General features: G+C 65.8%; 18 protein-coding genes. 10 read left to right on the forward strand and 8 right to left on the reverse strand.

Going from position 1 to position 15261, the window contains the following annotated elements:
* The coding region (locus BCO18175_RS18000) for an acyl-CoA dehydrogenase (protein WP_174982958.1) at positions 1-1230 on the forward strand (1230 nt) is incomplete at its 5' end.
* Positions 1231-1325: 95 nt separating this feature from the next.
* On the opposite strand, the gene BCO18175_RS18005 is transcribed toward BCO18175_RS18000, so the two are convergent.
* Positions 1326-2612, reverse strand: coding sequence for a D-amino acid dehydrogenase (locus BCO18175_RS18005; RefSeq protein ID WP_174982960.1), 1287 nt, complete (start codon positions 2610-2612; stop codon positions 1326-1328).
* Positions 2613-2757: 145 nt separating this feature from the next.
* On the opposite strand from BCO18175_RS18005, the gene BCO18175_RS18010 reads away from it, so the two are divergent.
* Positions 2758-3246, forward strand: a complete 489-nt coding sequence (locus BCO18175_RS18010; protein ID WP_011351353.1) for an Lrp/AsnC ligand binding domain-containing protein — start codon at positions 2758-2760, stop codon at positions 3244-3246.
* Positions 3247-3336: 90 nt separating this feature from the next.
* Positions 3337-4524, forward strand: a complete 1188-nt coding sequence (locus BCO18175_RS18015) for a PA0069 family radical SAM protein (RefSeq protein ID WP_174982962.1) — start codon at positions 3337-3339, stop codon at positions 4522-4524.
* 49 nt (positions 4525-4573) lie between these two features.
* Here the strand turns inward: BCO18175_RS18015 and BCO18175_RS18020 are convergent, their stop codons facing one another.
* Together BCO18175_RS18020 and BCO18175_RS18025 are read right to left on the reverse strand one after the other, a co-directional pair.
* Positions 4574-5041: an NINE protein gene (locus BCO18175_RS18020; RefSeq protein WP_174915603.1), complete on the reverse strand. Its 468-nt coding sequence runs from the start codon at positions 5039-5041 to the stop codon at positions 4574-4576.
* A 109-nt stretch (positions 5042-5150) separates the two neighbouring features.
* The gene (locus tag BCO18175_RS18025) at positions 5151-6290 is read right to left on the reverse strand and encodes a PQQ-dependent sugar dehydrogenase (protein ID WP_174982964.1); all 1140 of its coding nucleotides are present in this window, start codon (positions 6288-6290) and stop codon (positions 5151-5153) included.
* A gap of 153 nt (positions 6291-6443) precedes the next feature.
* Between BCO18175_RS18025 and rpsP the strand changes: the two genes are divergently transcribed.
* The 6 genes from rpsP (at position 6444) to BCO18175_RS18055 (ending at position 10574) form a co-directional block, all read left to right on the forward strand.
* The gene (gene rpsP, locus BCO18175_RS18030; RefSeq protein WP_006476550.1) at positions 6444-6698 is read left to right on the forward strand and encodes a 30S ribosomal protein S16; all 255 of its coding nucleotides are present in this window, start codon (positions 6444-6446) and stop codon (positions 6696-6698) included.
* A 43-nt stretch (positions 6699-6741) separates the two neighbouring features.
* Positions 6742-7419 (forward strand): ribosome maturation factor RimM, encoded by a 678-nt coding sequence (gene rimM, locus BCO18175_RS18035; RefSeq protein ID WP_174982966.1) that lies wholly within the window; start codon positions 6742-6744, stop codon positions 7417-7419.
* 1 nt (position 7420) lies between these two features.
* Complete coding sequence (gene trmD, locus BCO18175_RS18040; RefSeq protein ID WP_174982967.1) at positions 7421-8215, forward strand: tRNA (guanosine(37)-N1)-methyltransferase TrmD; 795 nt, start codon at positions 7421-7423, stop codon at positions 8213-8215.
* 133 nt (positions 8216-8348) lie between these two features.
* Complete coding sequence (gene rplS / locus BCO18175_RS18045; protein ID WP_174915607.1) at positions 8349-8741, forward strand: 50S ribosomal protein L19; 393 nt, start codon at positions 8349-8351, stop codon at positions 8739-8741.
* Positions 8742-8828: 87 nt separating this feature from the next.
* On the forward strand, positions 8829-9515 hold the full coding sequence (locus BCO18175_RS18050; protein ID WP_174982969.1) for a CoA pyrophosphatase: 687 nt from the start codon (positions 8829-8831) through the stop codon (positions 9513-9515).
* Positions 9516-9635: 120 nt separating this feature from the next.
* Positions 9636-10574 (forward strand): CobD/CbiB family protein, encoded by a 939-nt coding sequence (locus BCO18175_RS18055; protein WP_021159740.1) that lies wholly within the window; start codon positions 9636-9638, stop codon positions 10572-10574.
* A 64-nt stretch (positions 10575-10638) separates the two neighbouring features.
* On the opposite strand, the gene BCO18175_RS18060 is transcribed toward BCO18175_RS18055, so the two are convergent.
* The 3 genes from BCO18175_RS18060 to BCO18175_RS18070 all read right to left on the reverse strand — a co-directional run bounded on the left by BCO18175_RS18060 (position 10639) and on the right by BCO18175_RS18070 (position 13220).
* Complete coding sequence (locus tag BCO18175_RS18060) at positions 10639-10956, reverse strand: DUF2007 domain-containing protein (protein WP_174915609.1); 318 nt, start codon at positions 10954-10956, stop codon at positions 10639-10641.
* Positions 10957-11022: 66 nt separating this feature from the next.
* Positions 11023-11964 carry a ribosome small subunit-dependent GTPase A gene (gene rsgA / locus BCO18175_RS18065; protein ID WP_174915610.1) on the reverse strand — a complete coding sequence of 314 codons (942 nt, stop codon included), beginning with the start codon at positions 11962-11964 and terminating at the stop codon, positions 11023-11025.
* On the reverse strand, positions 11961-13220 hold the full coding sequence (locus BCO18175_RS18070; protein ID WP_174970274.1) for a M48 family metallopeptidase: 1260 nt from the start codon (positions 13218-13220) through the stop codon (positions 11961-11963). The genes rsgA and BCO18175_RS18070 overlap by 4 nt, the downstream gene beginning before the upstream one ends.
* 117 nt (positions 13221-13337) lie before the next feature.
* Here BCO18175_RS18070 and orn point away from each other — a divergent pair, with 117 nt between their 5' ends.
* Positions 13338-13958 carry an oligoribonuclease gene (gene orn / locus BCO18175_RS18075; protein ID WP_174982971.1) on the forward strand — a complete coding sequence of 207 codons (621 nt, stop codon included), beginning with the start codon at positions 13338-13340 and terminating at the stop codon, positions 13956-13958.
* A gap of 46 nt (positions 13959-14004) precedes the next feature.
* Here the strand turns inward: orn and mog are convergent, their stop codons facing one another.
* Both mog and yjgA read right to left on the reverse strand, forming a co-directional pair.
* Positions 14005-14613 carry a molybdopterin adenylyltransferase gene (gene mog, locus BCO18175_RS18080; protein ID WP_174915612.1) on the reverse strand — a complete coding sequence of 203 codons (609 nt, stop codon included), beginning with the start codon at positions 14611-14613 and terminating at the stop codon, positions 14005-14007.
* The gene (gene yjgA, locus BCO18175_RS18085; RefSeq protein WP_277403750.1) at positions 14597-15199 is read right to left on the reverse strand and encodes a ribosome biogenesis factor YjgA; all 603 of its coding nucleotides are present in this window, start codon (positions 15197-15199) and stop codon (positions 14597-14599) included. The genes mog and yjgA overlap by 17 nt, the downstream gene beginning before the upstream one ends.
* Positions 15200-15261 lie beyond the last annotated feature (62 nt).

A 15261-nucleotide genomic window follows, 5' to 3' on the forward strand; every position in this document is an offset into this window, starting at 1 on the left:
AAGGTGTTCGGCACGAAGATCTTCATCACGTGGGGCGAGCACGACATGGCGGACAACATCGTCCACCTGGTGCTGGCGCGCACGCCGAACGCGCCGGAAGGCGTGAAGGGCATCTCGCTGTTCATCGTGCCGAAGTTCATGGTCAATGACGACGGCTCGCTGGGTGCACGCAACGACGTGCACTGCGTGTCGATCGAGCACAAGCTCGGGATCAAGGCGAGCCCGACGGCGGTGCTGCAGTACGGCGACCACGGCGGCGCGATCGGCTACCTGGTCGGCGAGGAAAACCGCGGCCTCGAATACATGTTCATCATGATGAACGCGGCGCGCTTCGGCGTCGGGATGCAGGGGATCGGCGTGGCCGACCGCGCATACCAGAAGGCCGCGGAATTCGCGAAGGAACGCGTGCAGAGCCGCCCGGTGGACGGCTCGGCCAAGCAGTCGGTGACGATCATCCATCACCCGGACGTGCGCCGCATGCTCGGCACGATGCGCGCGCTGACGGAAGGCGCGCGGGCGCTGGCCTACGTGGCCGCCGCGCACAGCGACATTGCCCACCGCCATTCGGACGAGGCGACGCGGGCACGTCATCAGGCAATCTACGAGTATCTGGTGCCGGTGGTGAAGGGCTGGAGCACGGAGATGGTGAACGACGTGGCGAGCCTGGGCGTACAGGTGCACGGCGGGATGGGCTTCATCGAGGAGACGGGCGCGGCGCAGTATTACCGCGATGCACGTATCCTGGCGATCTACGAAGGCACGACGGCGATCCAGGCGAACGATCTGGTGGGCCGCAAGACGATGCGCGACGGCGGCGCGGTGGCGAAGGCGCTGATCGTGGAGATCGGCGAGACGGTGGCGGCGCTGGGCAAGCTGGACGGCGCGGCGGCCGCATCGGTGAAGGCGCAGCTGGAGAAGGGTGCGAAGGCGCTGTCGTCGGTGGTCGATTACGTGGTGGCGAACGTGAAGCAGGACCCGAACGCGGTGTTCGCGGGCAGCGTGCCGTACCTGAAGCTGGCGGGCGTGGTGCTGTGCGGGTGGCAGATGGGCCGCGCGCTGGTGGCCGCGCAGGCGAACCGCGCAAGCGACCCGGCGTTCTTCGATGCGAAGATCGCGATCGCGCAATGCTATGCGGAGCACGTGCTGGTGCAGGCAGGCGCATTCGAAGCGTCGATCGTCGGCACGAAGGGCAACGAGGGCGTGCTCGCGTTGACGGAAGACCAGTTCTGACCGGCTGACGATTCGGTGAAATGAAAAAGGCGCCCCTCGGGGCGCCTTTCTTTTTGATGCCTGTCGCGGCCCGTATGGCCGCGGGCGTCATCGGCTTATGCGTATGCCGGGCGCGTCTGGCCGGCCACGTCCTTCAGGTAACGATGCACCGACAGGTCGTCGGCCTGGATCGCGGGCATCTTGCCCGAGATCAGGTCTGCGAGCAGCTGGCCCGAGCCGCACGACATCGTCCAGCCGAGCGTGCCGTGGCCGGTGTTCAGGAACAGGTTCGACACAGGCGTGCGGCCGACGATCGGCGTGCCGTCCGGCGTCATCGGGCGCAGGCCCGTCCAGAACGTTGCCTTCGACGTGTCACCGCCGCCCGGGAACAGGTCGTTCACACACATTTCGAGCGTTTCGCGGCGCGCGGCGCGCAGCTTCTTGTCGAAGCCGACGATTTCCGCCATGCCGCCGACGCGGATGCGCTGGTCGAAACGCGTGATCGCGATCTTGTAGGTCTCGTCGAGCACGGTCGACACGGGGGCGGCCGCTTCGTTGACGATCGGTGCGGTGATCGAATAGCCCTTCAGCGGATAGACGGGGATCTTCATCAGGTTCGAGATGAAGCTGGTCGTGTACGAGCCGAGTGCGACGACGTACGCGTCCGCGCGCACCGTCTCGCTGCCGCACTGCACGCCGGCGATCTTGCCGCCCGCGATCGCGAGCGCATCGATCGGCGTGTTGTAGCGGAACTTCACGCCGAGCGATTCGGCGAGCGCCGCAAGGCGCGTCGTGAACAGCTGGCAGTCGCCCGTTTCGTCGCCCGGCAGGCGCAGGCCGCCCGTCAGCTTGTGCGAGACGGCGGCGAGTGCCGGTTCGGCTTTCTTCAGGTCGGCCGGCGACAGCAGTTCGAACGGCACGTTCGCTTCCTGCAGGACGGCGATGTCCTTCGCTGCACCATCGAGTTGCTGCTGCGTGCGGAACAGCTGCAGCGTGCCGCCCGTGCGGCCTTCGTACTCGATGCCGGTATCGGCGCGCAGCGCTTGCAGGCAGTCACGGCTGTATTCGGCGAGGCGGACCATGCGGCCCTTGTTGACTGCATAGCGCTCGGCCGTGCAGTTGCGCAGCATCTGGTACATCCACTGGAGCTGGAAGCGCGTGCCGTCGAGGCGGATCGCGAGCGGCGCGTGTTTTTCGAACATCCACTTGACGGCCTTCAGCGGCACGCCGGGCGCGGCCCACGGTGCGGCATAGCCAGGGGAGATCTGGCCTGCGTTCGCGAAGCTCGTCTCGAGCGCCGGGCCGGCTTCCCGGTCGATCACCGTGACTTCATGACCGGCGCGCGCGAGGTAATACGCGCTTGCCACGCCCACCACACCGCTGCCCAGAATGACGACTCGCATAGCTGCTCCAGATGGAAGGGACCAGATCGAGGCCGGGCGCACCTGCGGCTCCGTGTAACCTCTAGCTGATCTAGTTTTTTGCGCTATGGTATTGTCGAATGTGTAGGTTTTGTTATCGTATTTTTCAGGTTTTCAGAATAAACAAATGAGAACGCAACGTCAGCCAGTACGCTCGCTCGACAAGCTCGACCGGCGCATCCTGAAACTGCTCCAGGACGACGGCCGGATGGCGATGAAAGACCTCGCGGAACAGGTCGGACTGACCGTCACGCCGTGTATCGAGCGTGTCCGGCGCATGGAGCGGGATGGCGTGATCACCGGCTATCACGCGCGGGTCGATCCGCACCAGCTGGATGCCGCGCTGCTGGTGTTCGTCGAGATCACGCTCGGCCACAAGGGCGGCAACATGTTCGAGCAATTCCGCCGGGAAGTGATGAAGATCGACGAGGTGCTCGAATGCCATCTGGTGTCTGGTGATTTCGACTACCTGATCAAGGCGCGGATTGGCGAGATGGCCGACTACCGGAAGCTGCTCGGCGACATCCTGCTGCAGTTGCCCGGCGCCGTGCAGTCGAAGAGCTATGTCGTGATGGAAGAAATCAAGGAAACGCTGACGATCGCAGTGGGTGACTGACGCGGCCGCAGGAGGACGTCGGGCCCTTTATCCCGCCCTTGGCATGCTGCGCCCAATACTGTATAAATGTACAGTATTGGGCGCAGGCGAATGGGTGGGCACGTGGACGATCGATCCGACAACGAATTTCCGGTAGCGCCGCCCGTGCCCCGCAAGGGGCGCGGTGCGGTCGACAACCTGCAGGGGCGATACGAGATCGCGCAGCGTGAAGCGGTCGATGATGGCTGGACGCACGAGTCGGACGATGCCGATTTCCCCGCGCCGCTGCGCACGCAAGTATTCGAGGAGCGTGCGAAGAGCATCCTGACGCACAATCAGTCGCCCGACATTCCATTCAGCGTATCGCTCAATCCGTATCGAGGCTGCGAGCATGGTTGCATCTACTGCTTCGCACGGCCGACGCACAGTTATCTCGGCCTGTCGCCTGGGCTCGATTTCGAAAGCCGCATCTATGCGAAGGTCAATGCGGCCGAACTGCTCGAGCGCGAGATTTCGCGCAAGCGCTACGTACCGGAGCCGATCGCGCTCGGCGTCAATACCGACGCCTATCAGCCGGTCGAGCGCGACCTGCGCATCACGCGCAGCGTGATCCAGGTGATGCACGATCGCGGGTTACCGTTCGCCGCGATCACGAAGTCGTCGCTGATCGAGCGCGATCTCGACCTGCTCGCGCCGATGGCCGAACGCGGGCAGGTGATGGCGGCGGTCACGATCACGACGCTCGATGCCGATCTCGCGCGCACGCTCGAGCCGCGCGCGGCAACACCGGCGCGACGGTTGCGTACGATTCGTGCGCTGAGCGAGGCGGGCGTGCCGGTCGGCGTGAGCATTGCGCCGATGATTCCGTTCGTCACGGAGCCCGATATGGAGCGCGTACTCGAGGCGTGCGCGGAAGCCGGCGCAACGTACGCGAGCTACATCATCCTGAGGCTGCCGTGGGAAGTCGCGCCGCTGTTCAAGAACTGGCTTGCCGCGCATTTTCCCGACCGGGCGGAACGCGTGATGAACCGTGTGCGCGACATGCGCGGCGGCAAAGACTACGACTCGGATTTCTCGAAACGGATGAAAGGCGAGGGGATCTGGGCCGACCTGCTGCGGCAGCGCTTTCGCCAGGCCGTCAAGCGGCTCGGGCTGAACGAGCGCACGAACGGCATTCTCGATCTGTCGCAGTTTCGCGGTGCGCCGGCCGCCGCGGCGCCGGCGCCGCGCGTTGCCGTTCGTTCAGTTGGCGCGCGGTCGACGCAGTCGCGTGACGACATGCAATTGAACCTGTTCTGACTGGCGTGTTGAAACGGTGCAGGGTGCCGGTTCGTCGCGGTCGTTACGCTTACTGCGAAATCTGCTTGGCCGCTTCGACCTGCGACTCGAAATACGTCTGGAACGACAGCGCGAGTGCGGTCATCAGCAGGAACGCGCCGATCAGCAGCGAGAAGATCACCACGAAGATCACGGTCCAGCCCGACTTGCTGTGCTTGCCCGTTTCCGCGTTGAATTGCGCGTCCCATTTTTCGTCGGGACGCAGCCCGTAGACGAGCGCGGCGAGGAATGCTGCCAGCAACGAGATTGCGCCGGGTACCGCGAGCCACCAGCCGAGGCCGGCGCTGCGCTGGGTCGCGGCGAGCAAGAGGAAGCCCGGGATGCCGACGATCGTCGCCAGCAGGTGTGCCCAGCCGTACACGTCGCGCAAGCCATACAGATAGAAGCGGTGCGCGCCGAGCGATCCGAGCAGGAACGCGAGGGCGGCGGTGAGCGTCTTGGAGCGAAAGCGGCGGGACGGTGCGGTGCTGCTGGACATGGATGGCGGCGTATTGTCGTTGGCATGGGTGGCCGGCGGGCCGGCGCGGGCGCGCGGCCCGGCACGCATTCTACGATGCCCGGTCGGGCCCGGTCACCCCTGTACTGCGTCAAGGTGCCGCATAGGTCACGCGGTAGATCGCCCCCGCGTAGTCGTCGCTGACGAGCAGCGAGCCATCCGGCAGCGGCAGCACGTCGGCGGGGCGGCCCCATACCGTGCCGTCGGGGCGTAGCCAGCCCGTGACGAATGGGGTCTGGCGCGCCTGGCTGCCGTCCGCCGAGACGACCACGCGCATCACGCGGTAGCCGACCTTCGTGCTGCGGTTCCACGAGCCATGTTCGGCGATGAACACGTTATTGCGATACGACGCCGGAAACATCGGCCCCGTATAGAAGCGCATGCCGAGTGCCGCGACATGCGCGCCCAATTTCAGCACGGGCGGCACATAGCGGCGGCATACGTCGGCGCCGCCGAATTCGGGGTCGGGCGTGTCGCCGCCATGGCAGTACGGGAAACCGAAGTCGAGGCCGGCGCGCGGTGCGCGGTTCAACTTGTCGTCGGGCACGTCGTCGCCCATCATGTCGCGCCCATTGTCGGTAAACCACAGTTCGCCCGAATCGGGGTGCCACGCGAAGCCGACCGTATTGCGTACGCCGCGGGCGACCACCTCACTCCCGCTGCCGTCTGTTTTCATGCGTGCGATGATCGCGTAGCGGCTGCGGTTGGCGAGACAGACGTTGCACGGCGCACCGGTCGGCACGTACAGCTTGCCGTCGGGGCCGAACGCGATGAATTTCCAGCCGTGATGGTGTTCGGTCGGCAGCGCGTCGGTGACGACGGCAGGTGCGGGCGGCGTGGCGAGCCGGTCGTCGATATGATCGAGACGCAGGATGCGCGATACGGCTGATATATAGAGTGCGCCGTCACGGTAGGCGACCCCGACCGGCATGTCGAGCCCGGACGCGATCACGTAGCGCGCGCTGATCCGGCCCTCGTGCATCACGAGCGCATGCACGCGGCCTTCCCGCGTGCCGACATACAGGATGCCGCGCGGCGACCACGCCATTTCGCGGGCGGTCGGTACCGCGTCGGTCAGCACTTCGACGTGGAAGCCGGACGGCACGACGAGTTCGCCCACCGGCAACGGCGCGGCAATCGCCGGTGCGGACGCGAGGCAGGCAAGGCCGGCAAGCAGCGCCGCGAAACGGGGCTGAGCACGGCGCGTCGAGGCGGCGCGAAGGGGCGGCATGACTGTGTGGAACGTCCCGGACACGACGATTGTATGCCCGGCGGACAGGCCGCCCGTGGATTTTTTACGCGTAAGTGTTTGTTGTACCTCTGGTTTCCGGCTATAATCGCGTGTTTCAGTAGTTTCGAACCCGGTTTTCCCGAAGGACATCATATGGTTATCATCCGTCTGGCTCGTGGCGGCTCGAAGAAGCGCCCGTTCTACAACATCGTTGCTACCGATTCGCGCAACCGTCGTGACGGCCGCTTCATCGAGCGCGTCGGCTTCTACAACCCGGTCGCCACGAAGGGCGAATCGCTGCGTATCGCTCAGGATCGCCTGACGTACTGGCAAGGCGTTGGCGCGCAACTGTCGCCGACCGTCCAGCGTCTCGTGAAGGAAGCGCAAAAGGCGCAACCGGCTGCCTAACATGGCACGGTGTGCCGGTCGTGCCGGCTGTGAGGTGCATTAGATGGCGGGTCACGATTCCGGTAATGCAAGGCGCGGGCGTGCGTCGTTTGGCGCATTCGTCCGCAAGCCGGTCGAGCGCGACGCTGTCGCGAACGCCGGTCAGGCTGCCGAGCAGGGTAGTCTCGAAGTGGCGCAAGCCTGGCCCGACGATGCCGTCGAGGTCGGGGCGGTGGTCGACGCCTATGGCCTGAAGGGCTGGGTCAAGGTGGCGGCGCATGCCGACGCCGGTCGCGGTGGCGATGCGCTGCTCAACGCGCGCCGCTGGTGGCTGGAACGTGGTGCGGAGCGGCTTTCCGTCCGCGTCATGCAGTCGAAGACGCACAGCGACACCGTCGTTGCGCAAACCGCGGGCGTCAGCGACCGCGATGCCGCGCTCGCCATGCGCGGCTTTCGCGTGTTCGTGCGCCGGGAAGATTTCCCGGCATTGACCGCGGACGAATTCTATTGGGTCGACCTGATCGGTCTCGACGTCGTCAACGAGCAATCGGTGGCACTCGGGAAGGTGAGCGGGATGATCGACAATGGCGTGCATTCGATCATGCGTGTCGAGTATCCGGCGACCGGCAAAGACGGTCAGCCGACTACCGACGAGCGGTTGATTCCGTTCGTCGGCGTATACGTCAAAACGGTGGATCAGGCGGCGCGTCGCATCGTCGTCGACTGGGAAGCCGATTACTGAAATGAACCAGGTTAACGAGAGCGCGGTGCAGTTCGACGTCGTCACGCTCTTTCCCGAGATGTTCCGTGCACTGACCGACTGGGGGATCACCAGCCGGGCCGTCAAGCAAGGGCGCTTCGGGCTGCGCACCTGGAACCCGCGTGATTTCACGACGGACAACTACCGCACGGTCGACGATCGTCCGTACGGCGGCGGTCCGGGCATGGTGATGCTGGCCAGGCCGCTCGAAGCCGCGATCGATGCCGCGAAAGCGGCACAGGCGGAACAGGGTATCGCAAGCACGCGTGTGGTGATGATGTCGCCGCAGGGTGCGCCGCTCACGCACGATCGTGCGGTGCGGATGGCGCAGGAACCCGGTGTCGTCGTGCTGTGCGGCCGCTATGAAGCGATCGACCAGCGCCTGCTCGATCGTTGCGTCGACGAGGAAATCAGCCTCGGCGATTTCGTCCTGTCCGGCGGAGAATTGCCGGCGATGGCGATGATGGATGCCGTCGTGCGGTTGCTGCCCGGTGTGCTGAACGATTCGCTGTCGGCCGTGCAGGACAGTTTCGCTGACGGCCTGCTCGATTGTCCGCACTACACGCGCCCTGAGGAATACGACGGCGTGCGCGTGCCGGACGTGCTGCTCGGCGGGCATCATGCCGAGATCGAGCGGTGGCGGCGGCAGGAAGCATTGCGGAATACGTTGCGGAAGCGGCCGGACCTGATCGTCCGGGCGCGCCGCGAGAAGTTGTTGAGTCGTGCCGACGAGGCATGGCTTGCGAACCTCGCACGCGAAGCGAAGAACGCCTCCTGAGGCGGCGTCGCGGGCGGGAATTGGCGGTGCCGCGCATGCGTGCGCGGTGCCTGATGTGAATCCATCCTCTATCGGGGCCAGGCCTGGAAGCAGGCGGGTGCCAACGCCGACACGATGGCATAAGGAGTCAGTAATGAATCTGATCGAAAAACTTGAGCAGGAAGAAATCGAGCGCGCGCTCGCCGGCAAGACGATCCCCGAATTCGCCCCGGGCGACACGGTGATCGTGAACGTGAACGTGGTTGAAGGTACCCGCAAGCGCGTTCAGGCTTACGAAGGCGTCGTGATCGCGATTCGCAGCCGTGGCCTGAACTCGAACTTCATCGTTCGCAAGATCTCGTCGGGCGAAGGCGTCGAGCGTACGTTCCAGACGTACTCGCCGCTGCTGGCAAGCATCGTCGTGAAGCGCCGCGGTGATGTGCGTCGTGCGAAGCTGTACTACCTGCGCGAGCGTTCGGGCAAGTCGGCTCGTATCAAGGAAAAGCTGGTGTCGAAGGATCGCGCCGCAGCAGCTTCCCAAGAGTAAGAGCTGTAAGGAAAAAGCACCCACCCGGGTGCTTTTTTCATTCTGGCGCGACAATATGCTCGATACGACACGAACTCGAGAGTCCCATTGAATCGCCGCCCCATCATCGATCCCGAAGTATTGCCGGTTGAAGGCACCAGCGCCGGCCTGCCGGCCATCGACTCCAGCCTGATGACGCCGTCCGGGCTGCGCGGCCGTTTCGCGCGCACGCTCGAATGGAGCGTCGAGCCGGGCGAAGCGAGGCTGCAGGAGGGCATCGATCCGCGTAGCGCGGCCGTCCTCGTGCCGCTTGTCGTCCGCGAGTCCGGCCTCACCATGTTGCTGACCCAGCGCGCCGACCACCTGAACGACCACGCCGGACAGATCAGCTTCCCCGGCGGTCGTCGCGAGCCGTTCGATCACGATGCAACGGCAACCGCGTTGCGCGAGGCGAAGGAAGAGATCGGACTGGCAGACGAGCGTGTCGAGATCCTCGGTGCGCTACCCGACTACCTGACCGGCACCGGCTTTTGCGTGACGCCGGTGGTCGGCCTCGTGCATCCGCCGTTCACCGTGCAGGCCGACACGTTCGAAGTCGCCGAGATTTTCGAGGTGCCGCTCGCGTTCCTGATGAATCCCGCGAACCATCAGGTCCGGGTGTTCCGCTGGGAAGGCGGCGAGCGTCGTTTTTTTGCGATGCCCTATCCGAACGGCGAACCCGGCGGGCATTACTTCATCTGGGGCGCAACTGCCGGCATGTTGCGCAATCTGTACCGCTTCTTGGCCGCCGGCTAGGCGCGCACGGCGTCCAGGGCGCGCGGCAGGCCGCCGGGCGACCGCACCGGCAGCCATCCGGTGCTTACGCTGTGCTATCGTTATGCAAAAAATGACATAACTCCGAAGACGGCGCCACGCATGACTTTCTTTTCGGTTCTCCTCGCCCTCATCATCGAACAGGTCCGCGCGTTGTCGCCGAACAATCCGGTGTTCGCGCTGTTCCAGTTTCATGCGGAAACCGTCGCGCATGGTCTCGACGCAGGCAAGCAGAAGCACGGCATCCTTGCCTGGCTCGCGGTCGTGCTGCCGTGGGTGCTGATCGTCGCGCTGATCTATTTCCTGCTGTACAAGGTGAGCTTCGTGCTCGCATTCATCTGGAACGTCGTCGTCGTGTATTTCACGCTCGGCTTCCGCCAGTTCAGCCACTACTTCACCGATATCCACCTCGCGCTCAACAACGACGACGTGCCGCGTGCGCGCGAAATCCTGCACGAGTGGACGGGCATCGACACGGTCGACATGCCGGTCGGCGAAATCGTCCGCCATACGCTGATTCACGCCGTTGTCGCATCGCATCGCCACGTGTTCGGCGTGTTCTTCTGGTATGTGCTGCCGATCGGCCCGGCCGGCGCCGTGCTGTACCGGATTTCCGAGTACCTCGCGCGCAGCTGGTCGACGCCGGGCGACGACCGCACGGCGGCTTTCTCGACGTTCGCGCAGCGCGCGTTCTTCGTGATCGACTGGATTCCCTCGCGATTGACCGCGCTCGGCTTCGCGATCGTCGGCAATTTCGAGGACGCGATCTACGCGTGGCGCAACCACACGCGCCAGTGGCCCGATCCGAACGATGGCGTCCTGCTGGCAGCCGGCAGCGGAGCGCTCGGCGCACGCCTCGCGGGGCCGCTCGCGGAACCGTCGAGCCTCGATGCGCTGGCAGTCGGCGACAGCGGTCCGCTGACAGTCGGTGACGATTGCACGCCGCGCACGCTGCAATCCGCGGTTGGCCTCGTCTGGCGCGCGGTGATCCTGTGGATGATTCTGCTGCTGATGCTGACGCTCGCCGTCTGGGTGTCGTGACGGGGCAGTGCGGTACCCGATGAAAGGCAAAAGGCCGGCTTGAAGCCGGCCTTTTTGCTGTGGATCAGTCGTCGAGCGGGTCGCGTATGGCGCCGCATTGCCAGCACGCGGTGAACTGGGCTTCGAGCGCCTCGCCGCACTGCCGGCAGCGCCACGGCGCGGCGCCGGCCGACGGGCCGTGCGACGCGGCATCGAGGAGCCGGCGCGCGAGCGCGTCGTCGCGTTCGTCGTCGAGCCACAGCTCCGGCGTGCACGCGTCGGCGGGCAGGCCGCCGAGCGCGCCGGTCGCGTAGCAGTTGTGCAGCTCGCAACCGATGCCGGCCACCTGAAGCACGTTGGCCCAATGCTGCGCCGTCGCGAGATTGGGTGCCTTGAAACGCATCGCGGCTCCTGTCGGTGAAAGCCGGCCCGCATGGCACCGGCTGGCCGTCGCGCGCGTGCCGCGCGATCAGCGGACGATCTGGCTCGCCTCGTGCACGAGCTGCGCGTACAGCGCATGCCGCGACGGTGCGATGCGGCCGTCGGTGACGGCTTCCAGAATCGCGCAGCCAGGTTCGTGCAGATGATGGCAATTATAGAAACGGCAGTCGGCGAGCAGCGGCCGGAACTCCGGAAATGCGCGCTCGAGACGGCCTTCCGTGAGGTGGTAGAGGCCGAATTCCTGGAAGCCCGGCGAATCGATCAGCGCGCCGCCGCCCTGCAATGGGTAGAGGCGCGTGAACGTCGTCGTGTGACGGCCGCTGTTGAGCGCGGCCGAAATCTCGCGCGTGGCGGCTTCGGCATCGGGAACGAGCAGGTTCACGAGCGTCGACTTGCCCATCCCGGACTGGCCGAGCAGGATCGTCGAATGCCCGGTAAGGTGCGGCATCAGTTGTGCGCGCGCATCGTCGGGCGAGCCCTTCACCGACAGCTCGAGCACGTCGTAGCCGAGTGCGCGGTACGGCGCGAGGCGCTCGCGCGCGACCGGCAGCGCGGCTTCGACGTCGATCTTGTTCAGCACGACGAGCGGCTTCAGCTCGTTCGCCTCGGCGGCGATCAGCGCGCGGCCGAGCAGGTCCTCGCTGAAGTAGGGCTCGGTCGCGAGCACGATCAGCAGCTGGTCGAGGTTGGCCGCGAACAGCTTCGACTTGAACTGGTCCGAACGGTACAGCAGGTTGCGCCGCTCGCCGATCTCGACGATGACGCCCTGGTCGGCCGATGCGAGTTCGTACGCGACACGGTCGCCGACAGCGATATCGCTCTTCTTGCCGCGCGGGAAGCACTGCAGCATCGGGCCGCCGTCGTCGGGTGCGACGATGTAGTGGCGCCCGTGCGCCGCGATCACGCGGCCTTCGACCCGTTGCGCGTTCGACGCACGCGGGGCCGGCTTGCGGGAGGTCGGGCGGCTCATGCGTGCTGCAGCAAGCGGTCGATCCGCTGCGACGCAGGCGGATGCGAGTAGTAGAAGGCCGTGTAGACGGGGTCGGGCGTCAGCGTCGACGCGTTGTCCTCATAGAGCTTGACGAGTGCGCTGACGAGATCCTGCGCATCGGTCTGGCTGGCCGCGAACGCGTCGGCCTCGAATTCGTGCTTGCGCGACGTGAGGCTGCCGAACGGCGTCGCGAAGAACAGGAACACGGGAATCGCGAGGAAGAACAGCACGAGCGCGGCACCCGCGTTGCTCGTGTCGAGCGACGGCGTGACGCCGAGCCCCGTATAGAACCACGTGCGTTGCGCCAGCCAGCCGAGCAGCGCGAGCAGCACGAGGCTCAGCACGAACGACACGAGCATGCGCTTCATCACGTGGCGGCGCTTGAAGTGGCCGAGTTCGTGCGCGAGCACGGCCTCGATTTCCTGGCCGGACAGGCGCGCGAGCAGCGTGTCGAAGAACACGATCCGCTTCGACGCGCCGAAGCCCGTGAAGTACGCGTTGCCGTGCGCGGAGCGGCGGCTGCCGTCCATCACGAACAGCCCCTTCGCCGCAAAGCCGCAGCGCTTCATCAGCGACTCGATGCGCGCGCGCAGCGCGTCGTCCTTCAGCGGCTCGAACTTGTTGAAGATCGGTGCGATGAAGGTGGGGTAGATCAGCAGCACGAGCATCTGGAACGCGACCCAGACGATCCAGGTCCACAGCCACCACAGGCTGCCGGCCTGGTTCATCAGCCACAGCACGACGAACAGCAGCGGCAGGCCGAGCGCGGCGCCGAGCAGCGAGTTTTTCAACATGTCGGTGAAGAACAGCCGCTTCGTCATCCGGTTGAAGCCGAAGCGCTGTTCGATTCCGAACTGGCGGTAGTACTCGAACGGGATGTCGATGACGCTCGTGATCACGAGCACCGCAGCGACGAGCGCGACCTGCTGCCCGTAGCCGCGGCCGAGCCAGCCGGTGAGCAGCGTGTCGAGCGCGCCGACGCCGCCGAGCAGCGTGAGGCCGACCAGCACGGCCGCGCTGACGACGATCTCGAGCATCGTCAGCCGGGTGCGCTCGACCGTATAGTCGGCCGCGCGCTGGTGGGCGGTCAGCGGGATAGTTGCGCTGAATTGCGCGGGGACGCCGTTGCGGTGCGCCGCGACGAAGCGGATCTGCCGCGACGCGAGCCACAGCTTGGTGACGACCATCGCGAGCACGGCGAGCGCGAACAGCAGGGTGAACGAAAAGGGTGACATCGAAGGCGCCAAAGGGTTCTATGCGAGAATTATATGTTCTTGCGGACCGGGCCCGCTGATGCGATGCCGGCCGCCCGGGCGGCGCCGCGCGCCGTCCGCCATTTTCCAGGATGACTCATGACCGATACCGCCGCTTCCACCAGCCAGCCCGCGCTCGTGCGCAACGAGTTGAACCTCGTCTGGCTCGATATGGAGATGACGGGCCTCGACCCGGATAACGACCGCATCATCGAGATCGCGGTCGTCGTGACCAATTCCACGCTCGACATCGCCGTCGAAGGCCCCGTGTTCGCGATCCACCAGAGTGACGAAACGCTCGCGAAGATGGACGACTGGAACAAGTCGACGCACGGCCGCTCGGGCCTGATTGACCGCGTGCGCGCGTCGACCGTGACCGAGGCGGAAGCCGCCGAGCAACTGCAGGCATTCCTCGCGCAGTACGTGTCGCCCGGCAAGTCGCCGATGTGCGGCAACTCGATCTGCCAGGACCGCCGCTTCATGGCGCGCTGGATGCCCGAATTCGAGCGGTTCTTCCACTACCGCAACCTCGACGTCAGCACGCTCAAGGAGCTGTGCCGCCGCTGGCAGCCCGCGATCTACAAGGGCTTCCAGAAGCGCGCGATGCACACGGCGCTCGCGGACATCCACGAGTCGATCGACGAGCTGAAGTACTACCGTGAGCATTTCCTGATTCCGGCCGCATCGGCTTCGGCAGACGAATCCGCGCCGGCCGCCTGAGCGGGCCGGCACGCGCTCAGCGCTGGGTAAAGGCTCCGCGCCGGGCTCAGCGCCGAGCGCTTTTCGGCCGGAACGCCGCGACCACCGCGGCGTCGGTCTCGATGTACGGGCCGCCGATCAGGTCGATGCAGTAGGGCACCGCGGCGAAAATGCCGGGCACGGTCGACTGGCCGTCGGCATCGCGCAGCCCTTCGAGCGTTTCCCGGATCGACTTCGGCTGGCCGGGCAGGTTGATGATCAGCGCCGCATGGTCGGCTGTCTCGCGGATCACCGCGACCTGTCGCGACAGGATCGCGGTCGGCACGAAATTCAGGCTGATCTGCCGCATCTGTTCGCCGAATCCCGGCATTTCCTTCGTCGCCACGGCCAGCGTGGCCTCGGGCGTCACGTCGCGGCGCGCGGGGCCCGTGCCGCCCGTCGTCAGCACGAGATCGCACCCCGCGACGTCGACCAGCTCGGCGAGCGTGGCGGAGATCGTGGGCGCATCGTCCTGGATCAGGCGCGTTTCGGCGCGCCACGGCGACGTGAGCGCACCGGCGAGCCACTCCTGCAGTGCCGGAATGCCTTTGTCCTCGTAGACGCCCGTGCTCGCGCGGTCGCTGATCGACACGAGGCCGACGACGAGCTCGTCCGGGTGGTTACGCTTCGTCGTCATGGTCGTCTTCAGTGTCGTCCGGCGCATCGTCACCCGCATCGGGCGTGCCGCTGGCGGTCTTGATCCACTGGAACAGCTCGCGGAAATAGCGCGGCGGCTTGCCTTGCTGCGCTTCCTTGCGTGCATTGCGGATCAGCGTGCGGCCTTCCTGGATATCCGCTTCCGGGTGCTGGCGCAGGAATTCGGTCAGCGCGTCGTCGTTGGCGAGCAACTGGTCGCGCGTGCGCTCGATCCAGTGCAGGCGGGCCGTTGCAGCCTTGTTCACGCCGCGTTGTGCGTCGAGTGCAGTGCGCAGCGCGGCCGTTTCGTCGTCCGTCAGCGAGCGCATCACGCGGCCGACGTACTGGAGCTGGCGGCGCTTGCCTTCGTGATCGGTGATCCGGCGTGCCTCGCGAACGGCGTCCGCGAGACTTTCGGGCATCGGCATGCGCTTGAGGGCGTCCTTCGGCAGATCGACGAGCGCCTGGCCGAGCACCTGCAACTCGTGCATCTCGCGCTTCAACTGGGATTTGCTGGGGCGATCGTAGCCATTGTCGTCGTCTTCGGCGGCATGCTCGATCGGCTGGATTCGGGTTTTGCGTGTCATGGACGGCATTGTATCGCGCCGCGGACACCCCAAGCTTGTCGGTGTCCGGCCCCGGACCTTGC

The organism is Burkholderia lata (assembly GCF_902499335.1).
Lineage (GTDB): Bacteria > Pseudomonadota > Gammaproteobacteria > Burkholderiales > Burkholderiaceae > Burkholderia > Burkholderia lata_B.